The sequence below is a fragment of the Leclercia adecarboxylata genome, from assembly GCF_006874705.1.
Taxonomy (GTDB): Bacteria; Pseudomonadota; Gammaproteobacteria; order Enterobacterales; family Enterobacteriaceae; genus Enterobacter; species Enterobacter adecarboxylatus_C.
In genome coordinates, this window is the sequence record NZ_CP035382.1 from 1464147 (window position 1) to 1487957 (window position 23811).

Sequence of the window (23811 nt, forward strand, 5' to 3'; positions counted from 1 at the left end):
GAAGAGGTAATGTCGTGGATCACCTGCCAATATTCTGTCAATTACGCAATCGCGACTGCCTGCTCGTGGGGGGTGGCGATGTGGCTGAACGCAAAGCCCGCCTGCTGCTGGAGGCAGGTGCCCGGCTCACCGTCAACGCCCTTGCCTTCGCCCCACAATTTACCGTGTGGGCGCAGGAAGGGATGCTCACCCTCGTCGAGGGTGAGTTCAACGAATCACTGCTTGATACCTGCTGGCTGACCATTGCCGCCACCGACGACGATGCGGTTAACCAGCGCGTCAGCGACGCCTGTGAAGCGCGGCGGATCTTCTGCAACGTGGTGGATGCGCCGAAAGAGGCGAGTTTTATCATGCCGTCGATTATCGACCGCTCGCCGCTGATGGTCGCCGTCTCCTCCGGCGGGACGTCGCCAGTGCTGGCGCGCCTGCTGCGCGAAAAGCTGGAAGCGATCCTGCCGCAGCATCTCGGCCAGGTGGCCCACTATGCCGGGCAATTGCGCTCGCGCGTGAAAAAGCAGTTCGCCACAGTGGGTGAACGCCGCCGCTTCTGGGAAAAATTCTTTGTGAACGACCGGCTGGCGCAGTCGCTGGCGAACCAGGATCGGAAAGCCGTGGATGAAACCACAGAGCAGCTGATCAATGCCCCGCTCGATCACCGGGGCGAAGTGGTGCTGGTGGGCGCGGGTCCAGGGGATGCCGGCCTGCTGACCCTGAAAGGGCTACAGCAGATCCAGCAGGCGGATATCGTGGTTTATGACCGTCTGGTCTCCGACGACATCATGAACCTGGTGCGTCGCGATGCGGATCGGGTGTTTGTTGGCAAACGTGCCGGATATCACTGCGTACCTCAGGAAGAGATTAACCAGATCCTGCTGCGTGAAGCGCAGAAGGGTAAACGCGTGGTGCGTCTGAAAGGCGGAGATCCCTTTATCTTCGGACGCGGCGGCGAGGAGCTGGAAACCCTCTGTGAAGCGGGCATTCCGTTCTCGGTGGTACCGGGTATTACCGCCGCCTCAGGCTGCTCTGCCTATTCGGGCATTCCACTGACTCACCGTGACTATGCCCAAAGCGTGCGTCTGGTTACCGGCCACCTGAAAACCGGCAGCGAGCTGGACTGGCATAACCTGGCCGCAGAGAAACAGACCCTGGTGTTCTATATGGGCCTGAACCAGGCGGCGACCATTCAGGCTAAGCTACTCGAACATGGTATGGATGCAGCAATGCCGGTGGCGCTGGTGGAGAACGGCACGTCGATTAAACAGCGTGTGGTCAGTGGCGTGTTGACCCAGCTGGGCGACCTGGCGCAGCAGGTTGAAAGCCCGGCGCTGATTGTCGTAGGCCGTGTGGTGGCGCTGCGCGACAAGCTCAACTGGTTTTCAAACCATTAAGTCAGACTGAACATATTCCCCGCGAAATGAGTAGTCCTGTTATGGACTACTCCTCGCTTACCGCTGTCGATAACATACCTTCCGCGAAAGCACATTTTCTATATATTCCCTCATGTTACAGACAAGGAAGCGTTATGTTCAAACTGGCAAAGATTGCCCTGGTTGCAGGCATCTTAACTACCCTGACGGCGTGCACCGGCCACGTGCAAAACACCAAAAATAACTGCAGCTACGACTACCTGCTGCACCCGGCGATCTCCATCTCCAAGATCATCGGCGGCTGCGGCCCGGCGGCAAATCAGTAACTCTTTTTCAGGTACAAAAAAACCGGGGGATTCCCCGGTTTTTTTATTAGTGCGGCTGTCTCGCCGGGTGGCGCTTACGCTTACCCGGCCTGTAAGTTCGCGTAGGCCGGGTAAGGCGCAGCCGCCACCCGGCAAAAAAACTTAAGGTTTAGCCACAAACCCAATCGCTTCATACACCGCTTTCAGGGTCACAGAAGCGCGTGCGCTGGCTTTCTCGGCGCCGTCTTTCATCACCTTCTGCAGGAAGGCTTCGTCATTGCGGAACTGGTGGTAGCGCGCCTGCAGTTCGGTCAGCATGCCGGAGACCGCATCCGCCACTTCACCTTTCAGATGGCCATACATTTTGCCTTCGAAGTGCTGCTCCAGCTCTGGAATGCTCTGGCCAGTCACGGCAGAGAGAATATCCAGCAGGTTAGAGACACCCGCTTTGTTCTGCACGTCGTAACGCACAACAGGCGGCTCGTCAGAGTCGGTGACTGCACGCTTGAGCTTCTTAACCACCGCTTTCGGATCTTCCAGCAGACCGATCACGTTGTTGCGGTTATCGTCCGACTTGGACATCTTCTTGGTCGGCTCCAGCAGGGACATCACGCGGGCACCGGACTTCGGAATGAACGGCTCAGGCACCTTGAAGACGTCGCCATAAATCGCGTTGAAACGCTGGGCAATGTCGCGGCTCAGCTCCAGGTGCTGCTTCTGATCTTCACCCACCGGCACCTGGTTGGTCTGATACAGCAGAATGTCAGCCGCCATCAGTACCGGATAGTCAAACAGACCGGCGTTGATGTTTTCAGCGTAACGGGAAGATTTATCCTTGAACTGGGTCATACGGCTCAGTTCACCGAAATAGGTGTAGCAATTCAGGGCCCAGCCCAGCTGCGCATGTTCCGGGACGTGAGACTGAACGAAGATGGTGCTTTTCTCAGGATCGATACCGCAGGCCAGATACAGCGCAAGGGTGTCGAGCGTCGCTTTACGCAACTGCTGCGGATCCTGGCGCACGGTAATGGCATGCTGGTCAACGATGCAGTAGATACAGTGATAGTCATCCTGCATGTTCACCCACTGACGCAGCGCACCCATATAGTTGCCAATGGTCAGTTCACCTGAGGGCTGTGCGCCACTAAATACGATGGGCTTAGTCATTTTTCAATTCCTGATTTTCACTGTGCGAAAGCCCGAGAACGGGCAGTAAATCTTTGAAGTGGTCGAAGACGAAATCCGGCTCACTCAACGTAATGGATTCACCGTAGTTATAGCCATAGGTCAGGCCAACGGACGGGCAACCTGCGGCCCTGGCCGCCAGAATATCATTGCGCGAATCCCCTACAAAGAGCAGCGCGTCCGGTGTTAAGGATAATTTTCCTGCCACCAGCAGCAACGGTTCGGGATGCGGCTTCTTATTCTGCACGTCATCGCCACCGACAATCACCGAGAAGTATTTTGCGATATCCAGCGCTTCCAGCAGCGGTGCAACAAAGGCGGTTGGTTTGTTGGTCACCAGCCCCAGCGGCATGCCTTCTTCATGCAGCGCGCTCAGCGTACCGGCCACATCCGGGAACAGGAAGCTGCCCTCTTCTACCGTCTCTTCATAGAAACGGTTGAACAGCTTACGCAGGAGGCGAATCTGCTCTTCCTGCGGGATATCCGCGTGATCGACGCCAGGTTTGCCCTGCGCCGCACGCTGAATGGCGCGCTCCTGACGGGCCCAGGTCAGCGCGCGCTCCATCAGCACGTCTGCCCCGTTACCAATCCACGTTATCACGCGATCTTCGCCCGCCACCGGCAGTTCCAGCGCATACAGCGCCTGGTCAACCGCCGCGGTTAAGCCTGGCGCGCTGTCCACCAGCGTGCCGTCGAGGTCAAACGCAACGCCCCGAATTGCCTGCAAATTATTCATGACTTACCTTCGCCAGTTCACTGCGCATTTCATCAATGACTTTTTTGTAGTCCGGCTGATCGAAAATCGCCGAACCGGCCACGAACATATCTGCGCCCGCCGCGGCGATTTCGCCAATATTGCTTACCTTCACGCCGCCGTCCACTTCGAGACGGATATCAAAGCCTGATTCGTCGATGCGACGACGCACTTCACGCAGCTTATCCAGAGTATGTGGGATGAAAGACTGCCCGCCGAAGCCGGGGTTGACGGACATCAGCAGAATCACGTCCAGCTTGTCCATCACGTAATCGAGATAGCTCAGCGGCGTGGCCGGGTTAAATACCAGGCCCGCCTTACAGCCGTGCTCTTTGATCAGCTGCAGGGTGCGGTCAACGTGTTCGGAGGCTTCAGGATGGAAGGTGATGATGCTGGCACCCGCGGCGGCAAAATCCGGCACGATGCGGTCGACCGGCTTCACCATCAGGTGCACGTCAATAGGGGCGGTCACGCCGTAGTTGCGCAGTGCCTTGAGGACCATCGGGCCGATGGTCAGGTTAGGCACGTAGTGGTTATCCATAACGTCGAAATGAACGACATCCGCACCGGCAGCGAGGGCTTTCGCGGTATCTTCGCCCAGCCGGGCAAAATCAGCCGAAAGAATTGAGGGTGCAATCAAATACTGTTTCATCCGCATCTCCTTGAACTTTGTTTAACGGCGGGCGAAACGGCTCAGGGTAGATAGAGAGCCAGCAGTTCGTCCACCTTTTTACGTGTACCGCCGTTGCTGCTGATGCTGCGCCGGACTTTGACCTGAAAATGCTCTGCGGCTTTGTACCATTCGCGCGTATCAGGCGTGTCATGATTCGAAATTAACACCGGAATTCTTTTGCTGACCAGCTTTTCCGCCATTTCCGCCAGACGCGCCTGCTCGGCAGGGCTGAAGCTGTTGGTGTGGTAGGCGGTAAAATTCGCCGTTGCCGACAGAGGGGCGTACGGTGGGTCACAGTAGACTACCGAGTTACCGTCAGCACGGTCCATACACTCTTCATACGAGAGGCAGTAGAACTCCGCATTCTGCGCTTTTTCAGCAAAGTGATACAGCTCAGCCTCAGGGAAATAGGGGCGCTTGTAGCGACCGAAAGGCACGTTGAATTGACCACGCAGATTATACCGGCACAGGCCGTTGTAGCCATGGCGGTTAAGGTAGAGGAACAGCAGCGCCCGACGGAACTTATCCTGACACTGATTAAACTCAGCGCGGAGCAGGTAGTAAACGTCCGGGTTGTTGTTCTCTGGGGTAAATAGCTTGCGCGCCTCATCAACGTACTCGTCGGTACGCAGCTTTACGATGTTATAGAGGTCGATAAGGTCGCTGTTGATATCCGCAAGGATATAACGGGAGTAGTCGGTATTGAGGAATACCGAGCCCGCGCCCACAAAGGGTTCGACAAGACACTCGCCCGCAGGCAGGCGTTGTTTAATATCATCGAGCAGGGGGTATTTCCCCCCTGCCCATTTCAGAAAAGCGCGATTTTTTTTCATGCTGACTAACTGATTACACCTTCTCCGGCTGTGGAGAAAGCTCCGACAGCATCCTGCGCTTCACAGATTACTTCAAATCGGACTGAACCTGACGGATCGGCTTCGCCCACGGGTTTTTCGCCTGAACATCAGCTGGCAGTGTTGCGACCGCGCGTTTTGCTTCATCTTTCGAAGCATACACGCCGCTCACCAGCACATACCATGGCTGACCGTTACGGGTAGTCTCATAGACAACGAAGTTTTTCAGGTTCGACTTTTTCGCCCAGCTGTTGAGGTTGTCATAGCTGGAAGAACTGCTCAACTGCAGCGTGTAGTTGCTGGATGAGGCAGACTTCAGTGAACTCACGTTCCCTGTCGTTTTACCGGTGCTGGCAGTGGCCGCAGGTGCTGCTGCCGCTGGCGCAGAGGCTGTCGCCGTCGGGGCTGGCGTTGCGGTCGCTTTCGGTGCCGTCGCTGTCGTAGCAGGGGCTTTCGCCGGTGCGCTGGTCACGGTTTCGCTACGCTTCGGCTGGGCAGTCGCTTTCGGTTCTTCCGCTTTCGCAACAGGCTGCGGCTTCACTTCACGCTTCGGCTCAATCACCGTCTGCTTACGTTCCTGATGCTGGGCAGGCTTAGTCTGACGTGGCGCACTCTCTGTCGCCGCCGTCTGCTGTTGCCCGGTCGCACCACGAATTGGCGCCACGGTCGCAGGCTCGGTCGGCAGCGTGGAGTTGACCACCACGTTGTTGACCTGCTGCTGGTTCTGCGGCTGCGTCAGTGCATTGTTCAGATCGCCCTGCACTTCAACACGCTGCTGGCCTGCCGGGGTTGCCGGTGTCTGACCCTGCGTTGGCGTGGACGCGACCGGCGGCAGAGAGATCTCCTGCTGGGTATTGCCGGCAGTCTGCTCGGCGGAAGTGGTACCCGGCGCAGGCTGGGTGCCGTTGGCCTGATCGGCCGCATTGCCGGACAGATCGACACTCTTCTCAGCAGAGGCGCTCTGATCGGCCGGATTGCTCGACGGGGCTTTGAGTGCAGAGCCGACGCCGATAATCAGCAGCAGCAGGACCAGCACGCCCAGCCCCATCATAATGTACTGGCGGGAAGCGGGCTTCGCCAGCGCGGCTTTACGCTTACGCGGGCGGCGCTCTACGGGCACTTCATCCACTGAATCATCTTCAGACTCAAAATCTTCTTCTTCACGCTCGTCGCGGGCAGCACGGCCACGCGAAGGACGAGGGTCATCGTTTTCGAGATCGACCTCGTCAAAGTTAATTTGCGGCTCGTTATCACGTTCTGAAGATTGGCGAGTACGACCAGTACGACGATCGCTGGGATCGGGTTTCAGCTCGTCTTCTGGTTTGAATTCATCCATTTAACACCCCACTAAAAGGCTTATGCCTACGACTTTGCACATCACCTGAAGCAAAATGGCTACGTTTTACCGCAGCCGGACCTTTCTAATAGTTACGCCTGCTGGCAATCAGCAATAGCGCCAAGAACCACATCGTGCGGCACACCGCCACGCACTTCACTCTTACCTATTGCAAGCGGGAGCACCAGACGCATCTCGCCTGCTAATACTTTTTTATCACGCATCATATGCGGCAGGTAGGCCTGCGCCGACATTTCACGCGGCCCCGTAACCGGTAACCCGGCACGCTCAAGCAGCGTGATAATGCGCTGCGTATCCGCCTTGCTGAACTGACCCAGACGCTCCGAGGTGCGCGCGGCCATCACCATCCCCGCCGCAACGGCCTCGCCATGCAGCCAGTTACCGTAGCCCATTTCGGCTTCGATAGCATGACCGTAGGTATGCCCAAGATTCAGTAAAGCACGTAAGCCTGTTTCGCGCTCGTCTGCGGCCACGACTTCTGCTTTCAGCTCACAGCAGCGGCGAATACAGTACGCCATCGCCTGACCATCCAGGCGCAGTAAGGCATCCATATTCTCTTCCAGCCAGCTAAAGAATGCGCCGTCCAGAATAATGCCGTACTTGATCACTTCCGCCAGACCTGAAGCCAGCTCACGCTGAGGCAGCGTTTGCAGACAGTCGAGATCCACCACCACCGAAGCGGGCTGGTAGAACGCGCCAATCATGTTTTTGCCAAGCGGATGGTTAACGGCCGTTTTGCCGCCAACAGATGAGTCGACCTGCGACAACAGCGTGGTAGGAATCTGAATAAAACGGACGCCGCGCTGATAGCTTGCCGCAGCAAACCCCGTAAGATCGCCAACAACACCGCCGCCTAATGCCAGCAGTGTAGTATCGCGACCATGCGGTTTTTGCAGTAATGCGGTAAAGACGGTATCCAGTACCGTCAGGCTTTTATACTGCTCGCCATCAGGCAGAATCACACTGTCGACCTTTACGCCAGCCTGTTCAAGGCGCTGACGCACGTTGTCGAGATAAAGCGGAGCCAGAGTCTCATTGGTGACCAGCATTGCCTGATCACCCGCTTTCAGTGGTAAGAAGGAAGCTGGGTCGTTAAACAAACCAGCCGCGATAGTGATAGGGTAACTCCGTTCACCGAGAGTGACTGTAATCCTCTCCATAGCGCGACATCCACCTTAAATGCTTTTACCCGCAGGCGAGTGTATATAAAGCCAGAATCAGTTGCTTTCCAGCATATGAATAATCTGGTTTGCGACCACTTTAGCGCTCTGGTCGTCTGTGCGAATGGTGACGTCGGCAATCTCTTCGTACAGCGGATTGCGTTCACCAGCAAGGGCTTCCAGAACTTCGCGTGGAGGCGTCTCAACCTGCAGCAACGGGCGTTTTTTATCACGCTGCGTACGCGCCAGTTGTTTCTCGATGGTCGTTTCAAGATAGACCACGACACCGCGGGCGGAGAGACGGTTGCGAGTTTCGCGAGATTTTACAGAGCCGCCGCCAGTTGCCAGCACAATGCCCTGTTTTTCCGTAAGTTCATTAATGACTTTTTCTTCACGGTCACGGAAACCCTCTTCGCCTTCTACATCGAAGACCCAGCCCACATCAGCTCCGGTTCGTTTCTCAATCTCTTGATCAGAATCGTAAAATTCCATATTGAGTTGTTGAGCTAACTGGCGCCCAATAGTGCTTTTGCCGGCACCCATAGGCCCAACCAGAAAGATATTGCGTTTCTCTGCCATTTTTTCGGTACTACTAAGACTATTCGTTAATGGTAAACCCGCTTCACCGATATCGGGCGTAGCAGGACATGAACTGAAACCTCATATGCGATAGAGCGAGAGTCAGACTAAAAATTATCTCAATACTCCGGCTTGTTTGGCAACAGATTAAATCATCAGGCTTGCCGCTTAAGTTATTAAGGAGTGTGATTGAGTAAGCTGATTCTCAAATCGGTACTCCTTGTATGCTAATTCATGCCCCACGTCAAACATCTGCAACAAACAGAATGCAAAATCACGCGGGGCATCGCGGGACATTATGGCGTCGCAACCAGACGAGGGGTGATAAAAACCACTAACTCCCTGCGTTCGTTGTCTTTCCCCTGATGGCGAAAAAGTTTCCCCAGTAAGGGAATACGGCTCAAGCCTGGCACACTTTCGCTGCCGGTTTTATGCCTCTGGGAAAAAATTCCGCCTAAGGCCAGCGTTTCACCGCTTTTGACCTCTACCTGAGTTTCAATCTCCTGCTTATCTATTGCCATCGTTTCGCCGTCGGCCTGCTGCAAAACCTGGCCCGGGGCGTTCTCGCTGATGCGCAGCTTCAGGCGCACGCGCCCGTTGGCCAGTACCACCGGCGTCACCTCCATCCCCAGCACCGCCTCTTTAAACTCAACCGAGGTCGCGCCGCTCTCGCCGCTGGAAACCTGATAGGGGATCTCGCTGCCCTGCTTAATGCTGGCGGGCTGCATGTGTGAGGCCAGCAGGCGAGGGCTGGCGATAATGTCGACCTGCTGTTTTTGTTCCAGGGCGGAAAGTTCGAGATCCAGTAACCGGCCATTAATCCGCCCGATATTGAATCCCACCTGGGTGGTGGCGTTGGTAACGGCCAGATCGCTGCTGAGCATCGTCAGCTGTCCTGGCTTACCGGCCTGCTGCCCCTGGGCCAGATTCCACTTCACCCCCAGCTCGCGCAGGCTTTTTTCACTCATGCTAACGATGTGCGCGGCCAGCTCTACCTGAGCCACAGGAAGATCCATCTGCGCCACCCAGTGTTGTAATGCCTCCAGCGCAGCCCGGTTGTCGCGTACCAGCAGGCGATTGGTGCGCTTGTCTACCGCCAGGCTGCCTTTCGGGCTGAGGAGCTTTTCGGCAGCTGACTGCAAATCCCCCGCATCAGCATAGGAGAGGGGGTAACTGCGTGCCTCCAGCGGCGCGCTGAGTTGCCGCTTTGTTCGCTCGGCCTCTTTTTTGGCCTGCTGTTGCTGCTGCCAGGCGGCGGTGTGGATATAAAAAATGCCCGCCTGCTGGCGCATCACCAGCCCGGCACCGGTGACCACCGTCTGTATCGCCTGCAGCCAGGGGACCTCCTGCAGACGCAGAGAGACATTGCCGCTGACGTCCGGGGAGATAATCATGTTGCGGTTCTCCTGCTCCGCCAGCGCCTGCAGAAGCTGGGCCACCGGCACCTCATCCACCACCAGGCTCACCGGAGCTGGCCCCGCGGCCAGCGCCTGACTGCCTGTCAGCAGTAATCCCACGATCCCTGTTTTCATCCTGTTTGGTTCCTTGTCGTTGCCATCGCCACTGCGAGGGCTCACACGCCCCGGGCATATCGATGACCAGTTCCTTTTCGTCCAACGCCCTCACCTTCCCGCCTTGCGTCAGCGTGTCGCCGCGACGAAGGCGCAGCCAGCGCGACTTTTCATCTCTGACGATCGCCACCGGCACCGGACCCAGCACCACCCCGGTATAGCGCCACTGCCGCAGCGCGGCATCCGGGCAGCGTGAGACCGGGGCCTGAAAGGGATCGCGCATGCCGAGAAGCAGCGGCAGTAATAACAGCACCCTGCACTTAACCCGCATCCTGGCGCTCCAGCTGCATCACTATCTGTAACCGGTTCTGCTCTGGCTGAATGCTAAAGCGCCCCACCGCCATATCTCGCCGGGCGAGAGTGGCAAACAGCGAGGGGATCTGCGCCCAGGTCGCCTTAATCACCAGTTCTCCTCCTGCTCCCCTGGGCTGCCAGCGAACCATCCGCAGCTCATCGGTATCAAACGCCAAAGATGAAAAAGGCAGTGCCGCCACGGAAGGTTGCGCGTTGTCAGGGGGTGAGAGCTTACGCACCGCGGTCCACAGCCGGGAATGGGTCTCTGCGTTCCGTACCAGCCTGGCCTCCTGCGTTGCTATCTGCCGATCCTGCATTCGCCACTGCCATCCGGTGACGCCAGCCAGGAGTAACGCTGAACTGATGCCCCAGCACAGGCAGCGCCCGCGCGGCGTCATGGCATACCAGCTGTCAGGATGGATCCGCATCAGCACGCTCCTTGCGGGTCAACGTCCAGCTGAACAGCCAGCGCCCCTGGGCGTCCTGTCGCATCTCGCCCGGTGCTCCGGGGGTAAAGCCCGGCACCTGGCGGAGCGCCGTCTCCAGCCCGGCAAGGGCGGGCAGCGTGGCGGCATAGCCGGTCAGCGAAAGGGTGGACTGCTGAAAGTGCAGCTGCGCCAGCCATGCCTGCTCCGGCAGGAGGCGGGATAAGGCGATCAATGCCGGTTGCCAGGCTTCCGTTTTCGCTTTTTGCAGCGCCCACCGCTGCTGTTGCTGATGCCGGGCCTGTAAAGCCGTCCACTGCTTTTGCCGCTGCTCCAGCCCCTGACGTAGCGCCAGATCGCTGGCATGCCGCAGCGCGCTGGCGCGTGTTACCAGAGGATCGCAGGCCCGACTGGCTGCGCAGAGCATCAGCGTCACCAGCAACGAACCGGTAAACATCAGCCCCCAGTAGCGCAGGCAGCGACGCTGTTGCCGCTGGCGCCAAGGCAGAAGATTGGCCGCCCTCATCGCGAGTGTTCTCCGGTCGCCAGCGCCAGCGCGACGCTGAAATCCGCCCCATTTTCAGGCAGCGGCGGCTGCGTGCGGGATAACGCGCACCAGGGGTCAAAACTGCCTGCACCACAGCAGGCGATCTCGTCGACCCTGAGTGCCAGCAGAGCAGCCAGCCGATCGACGTCAGGAGCCTCCGCCAGCCCGCGCCTGCCCCACTGGTGACGCATCGCCCATAGCCACTGATCCCGGTCGCGCCAGGCGACGCACTGGGCCGGAGCTTGCACAAAGGGCAACAGGTGGGCCAGCGCTCCGGCGTCGGGCGTGATCGCGGCCAGCCGCAGACGCAGCACCTGGGCCAGTTCGAGCAGCGTCGCAATCTCCTTATTCTGTGCCGCCGTTACGTGATAAGCCTGGCTGAAGGTATCCTCCGCATAGTCAAACCGCAGGGCGTCGGGGGGCATCTCCAGCTCACGGCTTATCGCCGAGGCGATCCAGGCGGTCCGTTCGCTGTCGCGCAGGATCATCGAAGGGCGCGGTAGCGTGCGCTGTAGAGTGCGGGCGGCCGGAAAGGCGAGAAAGATTTGATGTTGATGAGGCAGCATCTGGCGCCACTCGCGCAGTGCCGCAGCCAGTTGTTCGGGCTGAAGAATTTGCCCGTCGCGGATAATGTCCGCCGCCAGGGGGAGCTGCCACCAGCGGCGCAATCCCCACCCCGACTTTTCGCGTACCAGCGCGACGGCCAGAACCTTATCCTGTTGAATATGAACGCCTGTATGCCATGTTTTAAACGCCATGCTTCACGATCTCCTTATCGTCCCGGGGGATAACGGCTATATCAATGCTACAGGCTTGCCTTTATACTACCGCGCGATTGTTTAGAAACTGCCCAGTTCAAACTAAATGGGAAATCTCCAGTGAAGTTCGTAAAGTATTTATTGATCCTTGCAGTCTGTTGCATTCTGCTTGGAGCAGGCTCGATTTTTGGTTTGTACAAATATATTGAGCCGCAACTGCCTGATGTCGCTACGCTTCGTGATGTACGACTCCAGATCCCGATGCAGGTGTACAGCACGGACGGCGAGCTTATCGCCCAGTACGGTGAAAAGCGCCGTATCCCGCTGACCCTGAATCAGATCCCACCCGTCATGGTGAAAGCCTTTATTGCCACCGAGGACAGCCGTTTTTATGAGCACCATGGCGTCGATCCGGTGGGGATTTTCCGTGCCGCAAGCGTGGCGTTGTTCTCCGGCCATGCCTCTCAGGGTGCGAGTACTATCACCCAGCAGCTGGCGCGTAACTTCTTCCTGAGTCCTGAAAAAACGCTGATGCGTAAGATCAAGGAAGTGTTCCTGGCAATCCGTATTGAGCAGATGCTGAATAAAGATGAGATCCTCGAGCTCTACCTCAACAAGATCTATCTCGGCTACCGTGCCTACGGCGTGGGCGCGGCAGCGCAGGTCTATTTTGGCAAATCCATTGACCAGTTAACCCTGAGTGAAATGGCCACCATCGCCGGTCTGCCGAAGGCCCCCTCCACCTTCAACCCGCTCTACTCGCTGGATCGCGCTACCGCCCGCCGCAACGTGGTGCTGTCGCGTATGCTGAGCGAAGGCTATATCAGCCAGACCCAGTACGATCAGGCCCGCAGCGACGTGATTGACGCCAACTACCATGCGCCGGAAATTGCGTTCTCCGCGCCGTACCTCAGCGAGATGGTGCGTCAGGAGATGGTCTCCCGCTACGGCGAGCAGGCCTACGAAGATGGCTACCGCGTCTACACCACCATCAGCCGCAACGTCCAGCAGGGCGCGCAGCAGGCGGTGCGTAATAACGTGATTGATTACGACATGCGCCACGGCTACCGCGGCCCGTCAAACGTGCTGTGGAAGGTAGGTGAATCCGCCTGGGACAGTAAAAAGATCGCCGACACCCTGAAACCGCTCCCGGGCTACGGGCCGTTTGTTGCGGCTGTCGTGACCCAAGCCAGTCCGCAGGAAGCCACCGCGATGCTCGCGGACGGCACCTCGGTGTCGCTGCGCATGGAGGGCGTCCGCTGGGCGCGTCCGTATCGTTCTGATACGCAGCAGGGCGCGACCCCGCGCAAAGTGACCGATGCGGTACAGGTGGGTCAGCAGATTTGGGTCCGTCAGGTTAACGACGCCTGGTGGCTGGGGCAGATCCCGGACGTTAACTCCGCGCTGGTCTCTATCGATCCGCATAACGGCGCGGTGCTGGCGCTGGTCGGCGGCTTCGATTTCAACCAGAGTAAATTTAACCGCGCCACCCAGGCGCTGCGCCAGGTCGGTTCCAATATCAAGCCGTTCCTCTACACCGCGGCAATGGATAAAGGCCTGACCCTCGCCAGCATCCTCAATGACGTGCCCATCTCCCGCTGGGATGCCGGGGCCGGTTCCGACTGGCGACCGAAGAACTCACCGGCCGAGTACGCCGGGCCGATTCGTCTGCGTCAGGGTCTGGGACAGTCTAAGAACGTGGTGATGGTTCGCGCCATGCGCGCCATGGGGGTCGATTATGCGGCGGAGTATCTGCAACGCTTTGGCTTCCCGGCACAGAATATTGTGCATACCGAGTCGCTGGCGCTGGGCTCTGCCTCCTTTACCCCGCTGCAGGTTGCGCGCGGTTATGCGGTAATGGCGAACGGCGGCTTCCTGGTCGATCCGTTCTTCATCAGCAAAATCGAGAACGATCAGGGCGGTGTCCTGTTCGAAGCGAAACCGAAAATCGCCTGCGCAGAGTGTGATATTCCGGTGATTTATGGCGATACGCCTAAATCAGAATCCCTGAACAATCAGGATATGGAAGATGTCGCCATTTCTCAGGCGCAGCAAAACGCGGCAGTGCCAATGCCGCAGCTCGAGCAGGCAAACCAGGCGCTGGTTGCGCAGACCGGTGCTCAGGAGTACGCCCCGCACGTGATTAACACACCGCTGGCGTTCCTGATCAAAAGCGCCTTGAACAGCAATATCTTTGGCGAGCCAGGCTGGCAGGGTACGGGCTGGCGTGCCGGTCGCGATCTGCAGCGCAAGGATATCGGCGGCAAAACCGGGACCACCAACAGCTCGAAAGATGCCTGGTTCTCGGGTTATGGTCCAGGCGCGGTGACCTCGGTGTGGATCGGCTTTGACGATCACCGCCGTGATTTAGGTCGTACCACGGCCTCCGGGGCGATCAAGGATCAAATTTCCGGTTACGAAGGCGGGGCCAAAAGCGCTCAGCCCGCGTGGGATGCCTTTATGAAGATGCTGCTGGACGGCGTGCCAGAGCAGCCATTAACGCCACCGCCAGGCGTGGTGACGGTCAATATCGATCGCTACAGCGGTCAGCTGTCCAATGGCGGCAGCAGCCGGGAAGAGTATTTCATCGAAGGCACGCAGCCAACGCATCAGGCGGTGCATGAGGTGGGTACAACGCTGATTGACAACGGCGAGACACAAGAACTGTTCTAAACGTCTGCCCCCTTTCCCGTTGGGAGAGGGGGATCCTTCGGCTACAGCCTTCCCTGCCCTTTCAGCCACTCCCGCACTAGGAACAGCGCACTCACGTTCCGGGCTTCGTTAAAGTCGGGCTCTTCCAGCAGATCCATCAGATGCGCCAGCGGCCAGCGCACCTGCGGCAGCGGCTCGGGTTCATCCCCTTCCAGCGATTCCGGATAGAGATCTTCCGCCAGCACGATATTCATTTTGCTGGAAAAATAGGAGGGAGCCATGCTGAGCTTTTTCAGGAAGGTTAACTCCTTCGCACCAAACCCAACCTCTTCTTTCAGCTCGCGGTTCGCGGCTTCAAAAACCGATTCACCGGGATCGATCAGCCCTTTGGAGAAGCCAAGTTCGTATGACTCGGTCCCCACCGCATATTCGCGGATCAGGATCAGATGCTCGTCAACAATGGGCACAATCATGACGGCTTCGCGCGTGGAGGGACGCATACGCTCGTAGACGCGGCGCACGCCGTTACTGAACTCCAGGTCCACACTTTCAACATTAAACAGACGCGATTTCGCGACGGTCTCAACATTCAGGATGGTGGGCTTTTGTAAAGGTTTGCTCATTTTGACGGGTCTTTGCTGAGTGAACTGGCGTCATTGTGCGATACGCCGCACGGTTTCGGCAATGTCAATCGCGCTTTATTTACATTTATGTAACCTGTGCAGATTCATTCCTTATTTCAGGTCAAAAGTCAAGAGCTTGAAATTATTCCAGGAATTTGCTGATATCCCGTCAGGGTTAGCTTTGCTATTATCAGCGATCACTGGGATGCGCTTCATATTGCTCAAGTTCAACACCTTACATGCCGATAGCCAACCACAGACACGCGTTCACTGTTAAATAAGGTGCTACTGACTACACCTGTAAGAAAAAGTAAGATGGGGAAAGCATGAGCACCATTGTAATTGTCATCGCTGCTATGCTGGCCTGCGCATTCATTGCAGGGTGGTTGTACAGGCGTCGGGCACAGCGTCGATATCGCTTGCCGTATCTCAATGCCTTTGCCGGGGCGAACACCCGCAAGCTCACCGCTGAAGAACGCAGCGCGATTGAGCAATATCTCGAGTCCTTTAACCGCATCCAGCAGACGCCGGCGACAGGCGCCAGCGCCGCGCCGGTCTCGTTAAGCCTCAATGCCCAGAGCAACACCGTGCTCTGCGTGACGCGCTCCATTACCCGCTACGGTATTACCACTGACGATCCCAATAAATGGCGTTACTACCTCGACTCGGCTGAGGTGCATCTGCCGCCGTTCTGGGAACAGTACATTAATGATGAAAACAGCGTTGAGCTGATCCACACCGACTCCATCCCGCTGGTGATCGCCCTCAATGGTCACTCCATCGCGGAGTATGTCCAGGAAGCGCCCCACTTTGCGCTGGAGCATGTCAGTTCAACCCAGGCGTCGATTCGTGGCGAAGAGACCGAGCAGATTGAGCTGCTGAATATTCGTCAGGAAACCCACGAAGAGTACGCCCTGAGCCGCCCGGATGGCATTCGGGAAGCGCTGCTGATTGTCGCCGCGTTCCTGCTCTTCTTCTTCTGCCTGATGAGCCCTGATGTTTTTGCTCCCTGGCTTGCCGGGGGCGGCGTGCTGCTACTGGCGGCGGGACTCTGGGGATTATTCGCCCCGCCTGCCAAAAATGCGCTGCGTGAGATCCACTGCCTGCGCGGCACGCCAAAACGCTGGGGCCTGTTTGGCGAAAACGATCAGGATCACGTCAACAATATCTCGCTGGGCATTATCGATCTGATCTATCCCCGCCACTGGCAGCCGTGGCTGGCCCAGGATTTAGGGCAAAAAACCGATATTGATATCTATCTGGACCGGCACGTCGTACGCCAGGGCCGCTATCTATCCCTGCATGATGAGGTCAAAAATTTCCCGCTGCAGCACTGGCTGCGCAGCACGGTGATTGCCGGTGGCGCCGGGCTGGTGCTGGCGATGCTGGTTTTCCTCGTCCCGCTGGATATGCCGATCAAATTTACCCTGTCGTGGATTAAAGGCGCCCAGACCATTGAAGCCACCAGCGTCGGGGAGCTCGAAAGTGCAGGTGTACGTATTGGCGATACGCTGCGCCTGAAGGGTACCGGGATGTGTAATATCCATGCTCCTGGAACCTGGAACGCCCGCCAGAGCTCACCCTTTACGCCGTTTGACTGCTCGCAGGTGATCTGGAATGACGCGGCGCCCCTGCCGCTGCCGGAATCCGATATCGTCAACAAAGCCACGGCGTTGACCCAGGCCCTGACGAGCCAGCTGCATCCCAAACCGGAAGATAATTCACGCGTCAGCCCGGCATTACGCTCCGCTATTCAGAAGTCCGGCATGATCCTGCTGGATGACTTTGGCGATATCGTCCTGAAAACCCAGGAGCTGTGTGCAGAGCAGGACGAGTGCGTCAGGCTGAAAAATGCGCTGGTTAACCTCGGCAACAGCAAAGACTGGGAGGCGCTGGTGAAACGTGCCGATGGCGGCCGTCTCGATGGCGTCAACGTGCTGCTGCGTCCGGTCAGCGCAGAGTCGCTGGAAAATCTGGTCGCCACCTCTACCGCGCCGTTCGTCATGCGCGAAACCTCACGTGCCGCCCAGGCACTTAACAGCCCTGCCCCCGGCGGCTTTGTGATCGTCAGCGACGAAGGCAGCGAGCTGGTCGATCAGCCTTACCCATCGGTAGCGCTGTATGATTACCCGGCCCAACAGCAATGGGGCGAGTTCCAGCGCCTGGCGCAGATGCTGATGCGCACGCCGTTCAGCGCCGAAGGGATTGTGACCGGCCTCTTTACCGATGCCAACGGTACCCGCCATGTCGAGCTGCACAGCATGCCGGACAGCGCCGGGTTATGGCGCTACATCGCTACCTCGCTGCTGATGCTGACGATGGTGGTCTGCATGCTCTGGAACGCCTTTATGGCGCTGCGCCGCTATCAGCGCTCGCGCACCCGCCTGGCCGATATTCAGCAATACTACGAAAATTGCCTCAACCCGAAGCTTATCCCCGCGCCTGAGAGCCTGATCGGATAACGCTCCCGCGCGACAGGATATGCTACCCTGTCGCGCACGTTTCTTCTGGCTGGAGTATTCCCCCATGCATTTTGATATCGCCTGGCAGGACGTCGATACCGTCCTGCTGGATATGGACGGCACGTTGCTCGATCTCGCGTTTGATAATCACTTCTGGCAAAAACTGGTGCCGGAGACCTACGGCGAGCAGCAGGGGATCTCCCCGGCAGAAGCGCAGGAATTCATACGCCAGCAATATACCGCCGTACAACATACGCTAAACTGGTACTGCCTGGACTACTGGAGCGAACGCCTCGGTCTGGATATTTGCGCGATGACTACCGCTCAGGGCCCGCACGCCGTGCTGCGTGAAGATACCGTTCCCTTTCTCGATGCCCTGAAAGCGAGCGGCAAGCGGCGTATCCTGCTGACCAACGCGCATCCGCATAATCTGGCGGTGAAGCTGGAACATACCGGTCTGGCCTCACACCTTGATTTATTACTTTCCACCCACACATTTGGTTATCCGAAAGAGGATCAGCGATTGTGGCAGGCGGTGGCAGAAGAGACCGGCCTGCAACCAGAGAGAACGTTGTTCATTGATGACAGCGAACCGATTCTGGATGCGGCGGCAACCTTTGGCATTCGTTATTGCCTTGGCGTGACCAATCCTGATTCTGGCCTGGCTGAAAAAAGCTATCTGCGGCATCCGGGGCTGAACGACTATCGCCGGATGATCCCCTCACTCACCGTGAAGGAGAAGCCATGAAAGAGAAGCCCTCCGAAGGGGTAAGACTGGACAAATGGCTGTGGGCTGCCCGCTTTTATAAAACGCGCGCCCTCGCCCGGGAAATGATTGAAGGCGGCAAAGTGCATTACAACGGGCAGCGCAGCAAACCGAGCAAGCTCGTGGAGCTGAACGCCACCCTGACCCTGCGTCAGGGCAACGACGAACGGACAGTGATCGTGAAAAACGTCACCGAACAGCGTCGTCCGGCAACGGAAGCCAGCACCCTGTATGAAGAGACGGCCGAGAGCGTTGAAAAGCGAGAGAAGATGGCGCAGGCACGTAAGCTGAATGCCCTGACCATGCCGCATCCCGACAGGCGACCGGACAAGAAAGAACGTCGCGATCTGATTAAATTTAAAAATGGCGAGAATGAGTGATTCTTGCTGAACGAGAGATGACTATGGCCCAACACGACCAATTACACCGCTATCTGTTTGAACAATTTGCCGTTCGCGGCGAGCTGGTGACGGTATCCGAAACCTGGAAACAGATCCTGGAAAACCACAACTACCCACTGCCGGTGAAAACCATGCTGGGCGAGCTGCTGGTTGCCACCAGCCTGCTGACCGCAACCCTGAAATTCGCCGGTGATATCACCGTGCAGCTGCAGGGCGATGGCCCGATGAGCCTGGCGGTGATCAACGGCAACAACCAGCAGCAGATGCGCGGCGTGGCGCGCGTACAGGGCGAAATCCCGGAAGGCGCAGACCTGAAAACGCTGGTCGGCAACGGCTACCTGGTGATCACCATCTCTCCGGAAGAGGGTGAACGCTATCAGGGCGTGGTCGGTCTGGAAGGCGATACGCTTGCCGCCTGCCTGGAAGATTACTTCATGCGTTCCGAACAGCTGCCAACCCGCCTGTTCATCCGTACCGGTGAAGTGGATGGCCAGCCTGCAGCCGGCGGTATGCTGCTCCAGGTACTGCCTGCGCAGGATGCGCAGACCAATGATTTCGAGCATCTGGCAACGCTGACCGAAACCATCAAAGCCGAAGAGCTGCTCACCCTGCCAGCGAACGAAGTGCTGTGGCGCCTGTACCACGAAGAAGAGGTGACGCTGTACGATCCGCAGGACGTCGAGTTCAAATGCACCTGTTCCCGTGAACGCTGCGCGGGCGCGCTGAAAACCCTGCCGGATGAAGAGATCGACAGCATCATGGCGGAAGAGGGCAAGATCGACATGCACTGCGACTACTGCGGTTCGCATTACATCTTCAATTCGATGGACATTGCCGAGATCCGCAATAACGCCTCCCCGGCCGATCCTCAGCTGCACTAAGTTGTCCCGTTAACTGCCCTCTCACGTGGGGGCAGTTGCCCTTTCCTTCCGCTCGGCTACCCTTTCATTTTATTCACTATTTCCCCTCACCTGCTGAATCGTTATCAGTGATGAAAGACTTTCGTAACTTTCTTTCATGTATGCGCTTACACTCACATTCTCGCAGTTAAATTTACCAGCAATTAACCTTTTCAGAACATTTTCACCAACCAAAAAGTGATTCCTGCCATAATCTGCTCCGCGAAGTGACAGGAGTCACAGCGTTTTCCGTCATAAAGGGTTTTTGTCCAGATACGCAAATCTATGAGCCCGGTCGCGGTTAACATTCGAGGAAAAACCCTACAATTTCAGGCAGTATATATTGGCTAAGGAGCAGTGATATGCGTGTTAATGGTTTAACCCCGCAAGATCTCAAGGCTTATGGTATCAACGACGCTCACGATATCGTCTACAACCCCGATTACGATACGCTGTACCAGGAAGAGCTCAATCCAGCACTGGAAGGATACGAACGCGGTATATTGACGACCACCGGCGCTATCGCTGTCGATACCGGTATCTTTACCGGCCGTTCGCCGAAAGATAAGTACATTGTCCGTGACGACACCACCCGCGACACCCTGTGGTGGTCAGATAATGGCAAAGGGAAGAACGACAACAAAGCGATCTCCCCTGAAACCTGGCAGCAGCTGAAATCCCTCGTTACCCAACAACTCTCCGGCAAGCGTCTGTTCATCATCGATGCTTACTGCGGCGCTAACGCCGACACCCGCCTTTCCGTCCGCTTTATCACCGAAGTCGCCTGGCAGGCGCATTTCGTGAAGAACATGTTCATTCGCCCCACCGATGAAGAGCTGCGGAGCTTCGAACCTGACTTTGTGGTGATGAACGGCGCGAAGTGCACCAACCCGAACTGGAAAGAGCAGGGGCTGAACTCGGAGAACTTTGTCGCCTTTAACCTGACCGAGCGTATCCAGCTGATCGGCGGGACCTGGTACGGCGGCGAAATGAAGAAAGGGATGTTCTCGGTAATGAACTACCTGCTGCCGTTACAGGGCATTGCCTCCATGCACTGCTCGGCGAACGTTGGCGAGAAAGGCGACGTGGCGGTGTTCTTCGGCCTGTCCGGCACCGGTAAAACCACCCTCTCCACCGATCCGAAACGCCGCCTGATTGGCGACGACGAACACGGCTGGGATGATGACGGCGTGTTCAACTTCGAAGGCGGCTGCTACGCCAAGACCATTCGTCTGTCGGCAGAAGCGGAGCCGGATATCTACCAGGCCATCCGTCGCGATGCGCTGCTGGAGAACGTAACGGTGCGTGCCGACGGCACGGTCGATTTTGACGATGCGTCGAAAACCGAGAACACCCGCGTCAGCTACCCTATCTACCACATCGATAACATCGTTAAGCCGGTGTCGAAAGCAGGCCATGCGACCAAGGTGATCTTCCTCACCGCCGACGCGTTTGGCGTGCTGCCGCCGGTTTCACGCCTGACCGCAAGCCAGACCCAGTATCACTTCCTCTCCGGTTTTACCGCCAAGCTGGCCGGTACCGAGCGTGGCGTGACTGAGCCGACCCCGACCTTCTCCGCCTGCTTCGGCGCGGCCTTCCTGTCGCTGCACCCGACGCAGTACGCCGAAGTGCTGGTGAAACGCATGCAGGCTTCTGGCGCCCAGGCGTATCTGGTCAACACCGGCTGGAACGGTACCGGCAAGCGTATCTCAATCAAAGATACCCGCGCTATTATCGACGCCATTCTGAACGGTTCGCTCGATGATGCGGAAACCTTCACCCTGCCGATGTTTGATCTGGCGATCCCGACCGAACTGCCGGGCGTGGACAGCCGTATCCTCGATCCACGCAATACCTACGCTTCGCCGGAGCAGTGGCAGGAAAAAGCCACCACCCTGGCGAAACTGTTCGTGGAAAACTTCGAGAAGTACACCGATACGCCGGCAGGTGCGGCGCTGGTGAGTGCGGGGCCTAAGCTGTAGAGGCTGTGCCGGGTGGCGCTGCGCCACCCGGCGTATTTTTAACTCTCTTTCACCTGTCCACGGGTAAACGGAACCGGCAGCCACGCGCGGATACTTAATCCGCCCCGCTCGCTGGTACCAATCTCCAACAGACCGTTATGGTTATCCACGATACGCTGCACAATCGCCAGGCCTAAACCGGTGCCGCTGGTGCTGCGCGCGCTGTCTCCGCGCACAAACGGCTGGAACAGGTGTTTACGCTGCTCCGGCTTGATGCCCGGACCATCATCTTCAACCTGGAACCAGGCGCGGTTCAGTTCAGAGCCGCTGCTGACCTTGATCCAGCCGTTGCCGTAGCGGGCGGCGTTAACCACCATATTCGCCACTGCACGCTTGATGGAGAGTGGGTGCATGCGCACGGTGATATCGCCCGGCTGCAGGTCGGTTTCAATCTCACGCTCGTAACCGCTTTCGGCCGCCACCACTTCGCCCAGCACCGCGTTCAGCTCTGCGATCTCCATCGGCATCTCCTGCCCGGTGCGCAGGTAGTCGATGAACTGTTCGATAATGGCGTTGCACTCTTCGATGTCCTTGTTGATGGACTCCGCCAGGTAGCCATCCTCCTCGCCCATCATTTCAGTGGCGAGGCGAATACGCGTCAGCGGAGTGCGCAGGTCATGGCTGACCCCGGCCATCAGCAGGGTACGATCGTCGGCCAGCTGTTTAACGCCAGCCGCCATATGGTTGAAGGCGCGGGTCACCGACCGCACTTCCGACGCGCCATACTCGCGCAGCGGAGGCGGGATAATGCCTTTACCGACCTGGAGCGCCGCGTGCTCAAGGTCGACCAGCGGTCGGTTCTGGATACGAATAAACAGCCAGGCGCCGCCTATCGCCAGCAGCATGATCGCCAGGGTGTAACGGAACAGCGGCGAGAAGTCGCCCTGATGGATTTCGGTCAGCGGCACGCGCACCCAGATGTTGGGTGACAGCCAGGTTTTCAGCCAGACTACCGGGGAGCTTTTGTTGACCTCAACGCGCACTTCCGTCGGGCCGCCCAGCTGCTGCGCCATCTGCTGGCTGAGGAATTCGTAGTGTTGCGCCCAGCGCAGGCCTGCGTCTTCCGCCGCTTCGTTGGAATAGAGCGATATCCCCAGCTCACGGTAGATTTCACGGCGAAACGCCGGTGGCACCACCAGCTGCGTGCCATCTTCCAGCTGCAGTTTATCGGTCATCAGCATACGCACTTCGTAGGCCAGGACCTTATTAAACTGCTGGAGGCTCGGCAGGATCGCAAAGTTCAGCACCACCAGGTAGGTCGTCACCAGGCTGACAAACAGCAGGGTGACGATCAGTAACAGGGTGCGGGCAAACGAGCTACGCGGCGAGAAACGCATTCGCCTCATGCTTTAGAGCCGTCCGGGACAAACACGTAGCCCAGACCCCAGACGGTCTGGATATAGCGCGGATGCGCCGGATCCTCTTCCACCATGCGACGCAGGCGGGAGATCTGCACGTCGATGGAACGCTCCATCGCGGAATATTCACGGCCACGCGCCAGGTTCATCAGCTTATCGCGGGAGAGCGGCTCACGCGGGTGGCTGACTAAGGCTTTCAGTACCGCAAACTCGCCGCTGGTGAGTGGCATAGGCTCGTCTTCACGGAACATCTCGCGGGTACCGAGGTTCAGCTTGAACTTACCGAAGGCGATCACCGCCTCTTCCTGCGACGGTGCACCAGGCAGTTCGTTTGCCTGACGACGCAGTACGGCGCGAATACGCGCCAGCAGTTCACGCGGGTTAAACGGTTTTGGAATGTAGTCGTCGGCGCCAATTTCCAGGCCCACGATACGGTCAACCTCTTCCCCTTTCGCCGTTACCATAATGATCGGCATCGGGTTGCTTTGGCTACGCAGACGACGGCAGATGGAGAGGCCATCTTCGCCAGGCAGCATCAGATCCAGCACCATCAGGTGGAAGGATTCGCGGGTCAACAGGCGATCCATCTGTTCGGCGTTGGCAACGCTACGAACCTGGAAGCCCTGCTCGGTCAGATAACGCTCGAGCAGTGCGCGCAGGCGCATGTCGTCATCCACCACCAGAATCTTATAATTCTCTTGCATTGTCAGTACTCCCAAAGGTTCGGATAATCTTGAACAGCGTATTCTAAAAAAGTGGGCGTTCACGACCAGCTAATTCTGGTATAAATTCTAGTCGAAATT

Annotated in this window: 23 protein-coding genes; 8 read left to right on the forward strand and 15 right to left on the reverse strand. The window is 57.7% G+C overall.

Features of this window, described 5'->3' with window-relative positions; all coding sequences use genetic code 11:
- Positions 1-14: 14 nt before the first annotated feature.
- Positions 15-1388 carry a siroheme synthase CysG gene (gene cysG, locus ES815_RS08045; protein WP_142487365.1) on the forward strand — a complete coding sequence of 458 codons (1374 nt, stop codon included), beginning with the start codon at positions 15-17 and terminating at the stop codon, positions 1386-1388.
- Positions 1389-1522: 134 nt separating this feature from the next.
- A complete protein-coding gene (locus ES815_RS08050) occupies positions 1523-1693 on the forward strand; it encodes a YhfL family protein (RefSeq protein WP_032614785.1) in 171 nt (56 codons plus the stop codon).
- 141 nt (positions 1694-1834) lie between these two features.
- On the opposite strand, the gene trpS is transcribed toward ES815_RS08050, so the two are convergent.
- The 12 genes from trpS to ES815_RS08110 form a co-directional block, all read right to left on the reverse strand.
- Positions 1835-2839 carry a tryptophan--tRNA ligase gene (trpS, locus tag ES815_RS08055; RefSeq protein WP_142487366.1) on the reverse strand — a complete coding sequence of 335 codons (1005 nt, stop codon included), beginning with the start codon at positions 2837-2839 and terminating at the stop codon, positions 1835-1837.
- Positions 2832-3593 (reverse strand): phosphoglycolate phosphatase, encoded by a 762-nt coding sequence (gph, locus tag ES815_RS08060; protein WP_142487367.1) that lies wholly within the window; start codon positions 3591-3593, stop codon positions 2832-2834. The genes trpS and gph overlap by 8 nt, the downstream gene beginning before the upstream one ends.
- On the reverse strand, positions 3586-4263 hold the full coding sequence (gene rpe / locus ES815_RS08065) for a ribulose-phosphate 3-epimerase (protein WP_142487368.1): 678 nt from the start codon (positions 4261-4263) through the stop codon (positions 3586-3588). The genes gph and rpe overlap by 8 nt, the downstream gene beginning before the upstream one ends.
- A gap of 41 nt (positions 4264-4304) precedes the next feature.
- Complete coding sequence (gene dam / locus ES815_RS08070; protein WP_142487369.1) at positions 4305-5117, reverse strand: adenine-specific DNA-methyltransferase; 813 nt, start codon at positions 5115-5117, stop codon at positions 4305-4307.
- 67 nt (positions 5118-5184) lie between these two features.
- On the reverse strand, positions 5185-6471 hold the full coding sequence (gene damX / locus ES815_RS08075; RefSeq protein WP_142487370.1) for a cell division protein DamX: 1287 nt from the start codon (positions 6469-6471) through the stop codon (positions 5185-5187).
- A 92-nt stretch (positions 6472-6563) separates the two neighbouring features.
- Positions 6564-7652, reverse strand: a complete 1089-nt coding sequence (gene aroB / locus ES815_RS08080; protein WP_077226865.1) for a 3-dehydroquinate synthase — start codon at positions 7650-7652, stop codon at positions 6564-6566.
- A gap of 57 nt (positions 7653-7709) precedes the next feature.
- Positions 7710-8231, reverse strand: a complete 522-nt coding sequence (aroK, locus tag ES815_RS08085; protein ID WP_010436374.1) for a shikimate kinase AroK — start codon at positions 8229-8231, stop codon at positions 7710-7712.
- A gap of 296 nt (positions 8232-8527) precedes the next feature.
- Complete coding sequence (gene hofQ / locus ES815_RS08090; protein WP_142487371.1) at positions 8528-9763, reverse strand: DNA uptake porin HofQ; 1236 nt, start codon at positions 9761-9763, stop codon at positions 8528-8530.
- A complete protein-coding gene (locus ES815_RS08095; RefSeq protein WP_142487372.1) occupies positions 9678-10073 on the reverse strand; it encodes a HofP DNA utilization family protein in 396 nt (131 codons plus the stop codon). Before ES815_RS08095 ends, hofQ begins: the two co-directional genes overlap by 86 nt.
- Positions 10063-10524 carry a hypothetical protein gene (locus ES815_RS08100; protein WP_142487373.1) on the reverse strand — a complete coding sequence of 154 codons (462 nt, stop codon included), beginning with the start codon at positions 10522-10524 and terminating at the stop codon, positions 10063-10065. Before ES815_RS08100 ends, ES815_RS08095 begins: the two co-directional genes overlap by 11 nt.
- Positions 10508-11047 carry a PilN domain-containing protein gene (locus tag ES815_RS08105; RefSeq protein ID WP_142487374.1) on the reverse strand — a complete coding sequence of 180 codons (540 nt, stop codon included), beginning with the start codon at positions 11045-11047 and terminating at the stop codon, positions 10508-10510. Before ES815_RS08105 ends, ES815_RS08100 begins: the two co-directional genes overlap by 17 nt.
- Positions 11044-11826: a DNA utilization protein HofM gene (locus tag ES815_RS08110; protein ID WP_142487375.1), complete on the reverse strand. Its 783-nt coding sequence runs from the start codon at positions 11824-11826 to the stop codon at positions 11044-11046. Before ES815_RS08110 ends, ES815_RS08105 begins: the two co-directional genes overlap by 4 nt.
- Positions 11827-11946: 120 nt before the next feature.
- Between ES815_RS08110 and mrcA the strand changes: the two genes are divergently transcribed.
- Positions 11947-14499 carry a peptidoglycan glycosyltransferase/peptidoglycan DD-transpeptidase MrcA gene (mrcA, locus tag ES815_RS08115; protein ID WP_142487376.1) on the forward strand — a complete coding sequence of 851 codons (2553 nt, stop codon included), beginning with the start codon at positions 11947-11949 and terminating at the stop codon, positions 14497-14499.
- 41 nt (positions 14500-14540) lie between these two features.
- Here mrcA and nudE read toward each other — a convergent pair whose 3' ends face one another.
- Positions 14541-15101, reverse strand: a complete 561-nt coding sequence (gene nudE / locus ES815_RS08120) for an ADP compounds hydrolase NudE (protein ID WP_142487377.1) — start codon at positions 15099-15101, stop codon at positions 14541-14543.
- A 326-nt stretch (positions 15102-15427) separates the two neighbouring features.
- On the opposite strand from nudE, the gene ES815_RS08125 reads away from it, so the two are divergent.
- The 5 genes from ES815_RS08125 to pckA all read left to right on the forward strand — a co-directional run bounded on the left by ES815_RS08125 (position 15428) and on the right by pckA (position 21611).
- Complete coding sequence (locus ES815_RS08125) at positions 15428-17563, forward strand: intracellular growth attenuator family protein (RefSeq protein ID WP_142487378.1); 2136 nt, start codon at positions 15428-15430, stop codon at positions 17561-17563.
- A gap of 64 nt (positions 17564-17627) precedes the next feature.
- A complete protein-coding gene (gene yrfG / locus ES815_RS08130; protein ID WP_142487379.1) occupies positions 17628-18311 on the forward strand; it encodes a GMP/IMP nucleotidase in 684 nt (227 codons plus the stop codon).
- Positions 18308-18709: a ribosome-associated heat shock protein Hsp15 gene (gene hslR, locus ES815_RS08135; RefSeq protein WP_142487380.1), complete on the forward strand. Its 402-nt coding sequence runs from the start codon at positions 18308-18310 to the stop codon at positions 18707-18709. Before yrfG ends, hslR begins: the two co-directional genes overlap by 4 nt.
- A 23-nt stretch (positions 18710-18732) precedes the next feature.
- Positions 18733-19611, forward strand: coding sequence for an Hsp33 family molecular chaperone HslO (gene hslO / locus ES815_RS08140; protein ID WP_142487381.1), 879 nt, complete (start codon positions 18733-18735; stop codon positions 19609-19611).
- 380 nt (positions 19612-19991) lie between these two features.
- Complete coding sequence (gene pckA / locus ES815_RS08145; protein ID WP_142487382.1) at positions 19992-21611, forward strand: phosphoenolpyruvate carboxykinase (ATP); 1620 nt, start codon at positions 19992-19994, stop codon at positions 21609-21611.
- A 38-nt stretch (positions 21612-21649) separates the two neighbouring features.
- On the opposite strand, the gene envZ is transcribed toward pckA, so the two are convergent.
- Positions 21650-22996, reverse strand: coding sequence for a two-component system sensor histidine kinase EnvZ (envZ, locus tag ES815_RS08150; protein ID WP_142487383.1), 1347 nt, complete (start codon positions 22994-22996; stop codon positions 21650-21652).
- Positions 22993-23712 (reverse strand): two-component system response regulator OmpR, encoded by a 720-nt coding sequence (gene ompR, locus ES815_RS08155; protein ID WP_001157751.1) that lies wholly within the window; start codon positions 23710-23712, stop codon positions 22993-22995. Before ompR ends, envZ begins: the two co-directional genes overlap by 4 nt.
- Positions 23713-23811 lie beyond the last annotated feature (99 nt).

Bases quoted from the DNA above. Each gene is read 5' to 3' on its own strand.
- hofQ (WP_142487371.1), bottom strand. From the start codon at position 9,763: ATGAAAACAGGGATCGTGGGATTACTGCTGACAGGCAGTCAGGCGCTG.
- hslR (WP_142487380.1), top strand. From the start codon at position 18,308: ATGAAAGAGAAGCCCTCCGAAGGGGTAAGACTGGACAAATGGCTGTGG.
- hslO (WP_142487381.1), top strand. From the start codon at position 18,733: ATGGCCCAACACGACCAATTACACCGCTATCTGTTTGAACAATTTGCC.
- ompR (WP_001157751.1), bottom strand. From the start codon at position 23,712: ATGCAAGAGAATTATAAGATTCTGGTGGTGGATGACGACATGCGCCTG.
- dam (WP_142487369.1), bottom strand. From the start codon at position 5,117: ATGAAAAAAAATCGCGCTTTTCTGAAATGGGCAGGGGGGAAATACCCC.
- gph (WP_142487367.1), bottom strand. From the start codon at position 3,593: ATGAATAATTTGCAGGCAATTCGGGGCGTTGCGTTTGACCTCGACGGC.
- rpe (WP_142487368.1), bottom strand. From the start codon at position 4,263: ATGAAACAGTATTTGATTGCACCCTCAATTCTTTCGGCTGATTTTGCC.
- trpS (WP_142487366.1), bottom strand. From the start codon at position 2,839: ATGACTAAGCCCATCGTATTTAGTGGCGCACAGCCCTCAGGTGAACTG.
- ES815_RS08105 (WP_142487374.1), bottom strand. From the start codon at position 11,047: ATGAGGGCGGCCAATCTTCTGCCTTGGCGCCAGCGGCAACAGCGTCGC.
- yrfG (WP_142487379.1), top strand. From the start codon at position 17,628: ATGCATTTTGATATCGCCTGGCAGGACGTCGATACCGTCCTGCTGGAT.
- ES815_RS08095 (WP_142487372.1), bottom strand. From the start codon at position 10,073: ATGCGGGTTAAGTGCAGGGTGCTGTTATTACTGCCGCTGCTTCTCGGC.
- ES815_RS08110 (WP_142487375.1), bottom strand. From the start codon at position 11,826: ATGGCGTTTAAAACATGGCATACAGGCGTTCATATTCAACAGGATAAG.
- aroB (WP_077226865.1), bottom strand. From the start codon at position 7,652: ATGGAGAGGATTACAGTCACTCTCGGTGAACGGAGTTACCCTATCACT.
- ES815_RS08050 (WP_032614785.1), top strand. From the start codon at position 1,523: ATGTTCAAACTGGCAAAGATTGCCCTGGTTGCAGGCATCTTAACTACC.
- pckA (WP_142487382.1), top strand. From the start codon at position 19,992: ATGCGTGTTAATGGTTTAACCCCGCAAGATCTCAAGGCTTATGGTATC.
- envZ (WP_142487383.1), bottom strand. From the start codon at position 22,996: ATGAGGCGAATGCGTTTCTCGCCGCGTAGCTCGTTTGCCCGCACCCTG.
- nudE (WP_142487377.1), bottom strand. From the start codon at position 15,101: ATGAGCAAACCTTTACAAAAGCCCACCATCCTGAATGTTGAGACCGTC.
- aroK (WP_010436374.1), bottom strand. From the start codon at position 8,231: ATGGCAGAGAAACGCAATATCTTTCTGGTTGGGCCTATGGGTGCCGGC.
- ES815_RS08100 (WP_142487373.1), bottom strand. From the start codon at position 10,524: ATGCGGATCCATCCTGACAGCTGGTATGCCATGACGCCGCGCGGGCGC.
- damX (WP_142487370.1), bottom strand. From the start codon at position 6,471: ATGGATGAATTCAAACCAGAAGACGAGCTGAAACCCGATCCCAGCGAT.
- ES815_RS08125 (WP_142487378.1), top strand. From the start codon at position 15,428: ATGAGCACCATTGTAATTGTCATCGCTGCTATGCTGGCCTGCGCATTC.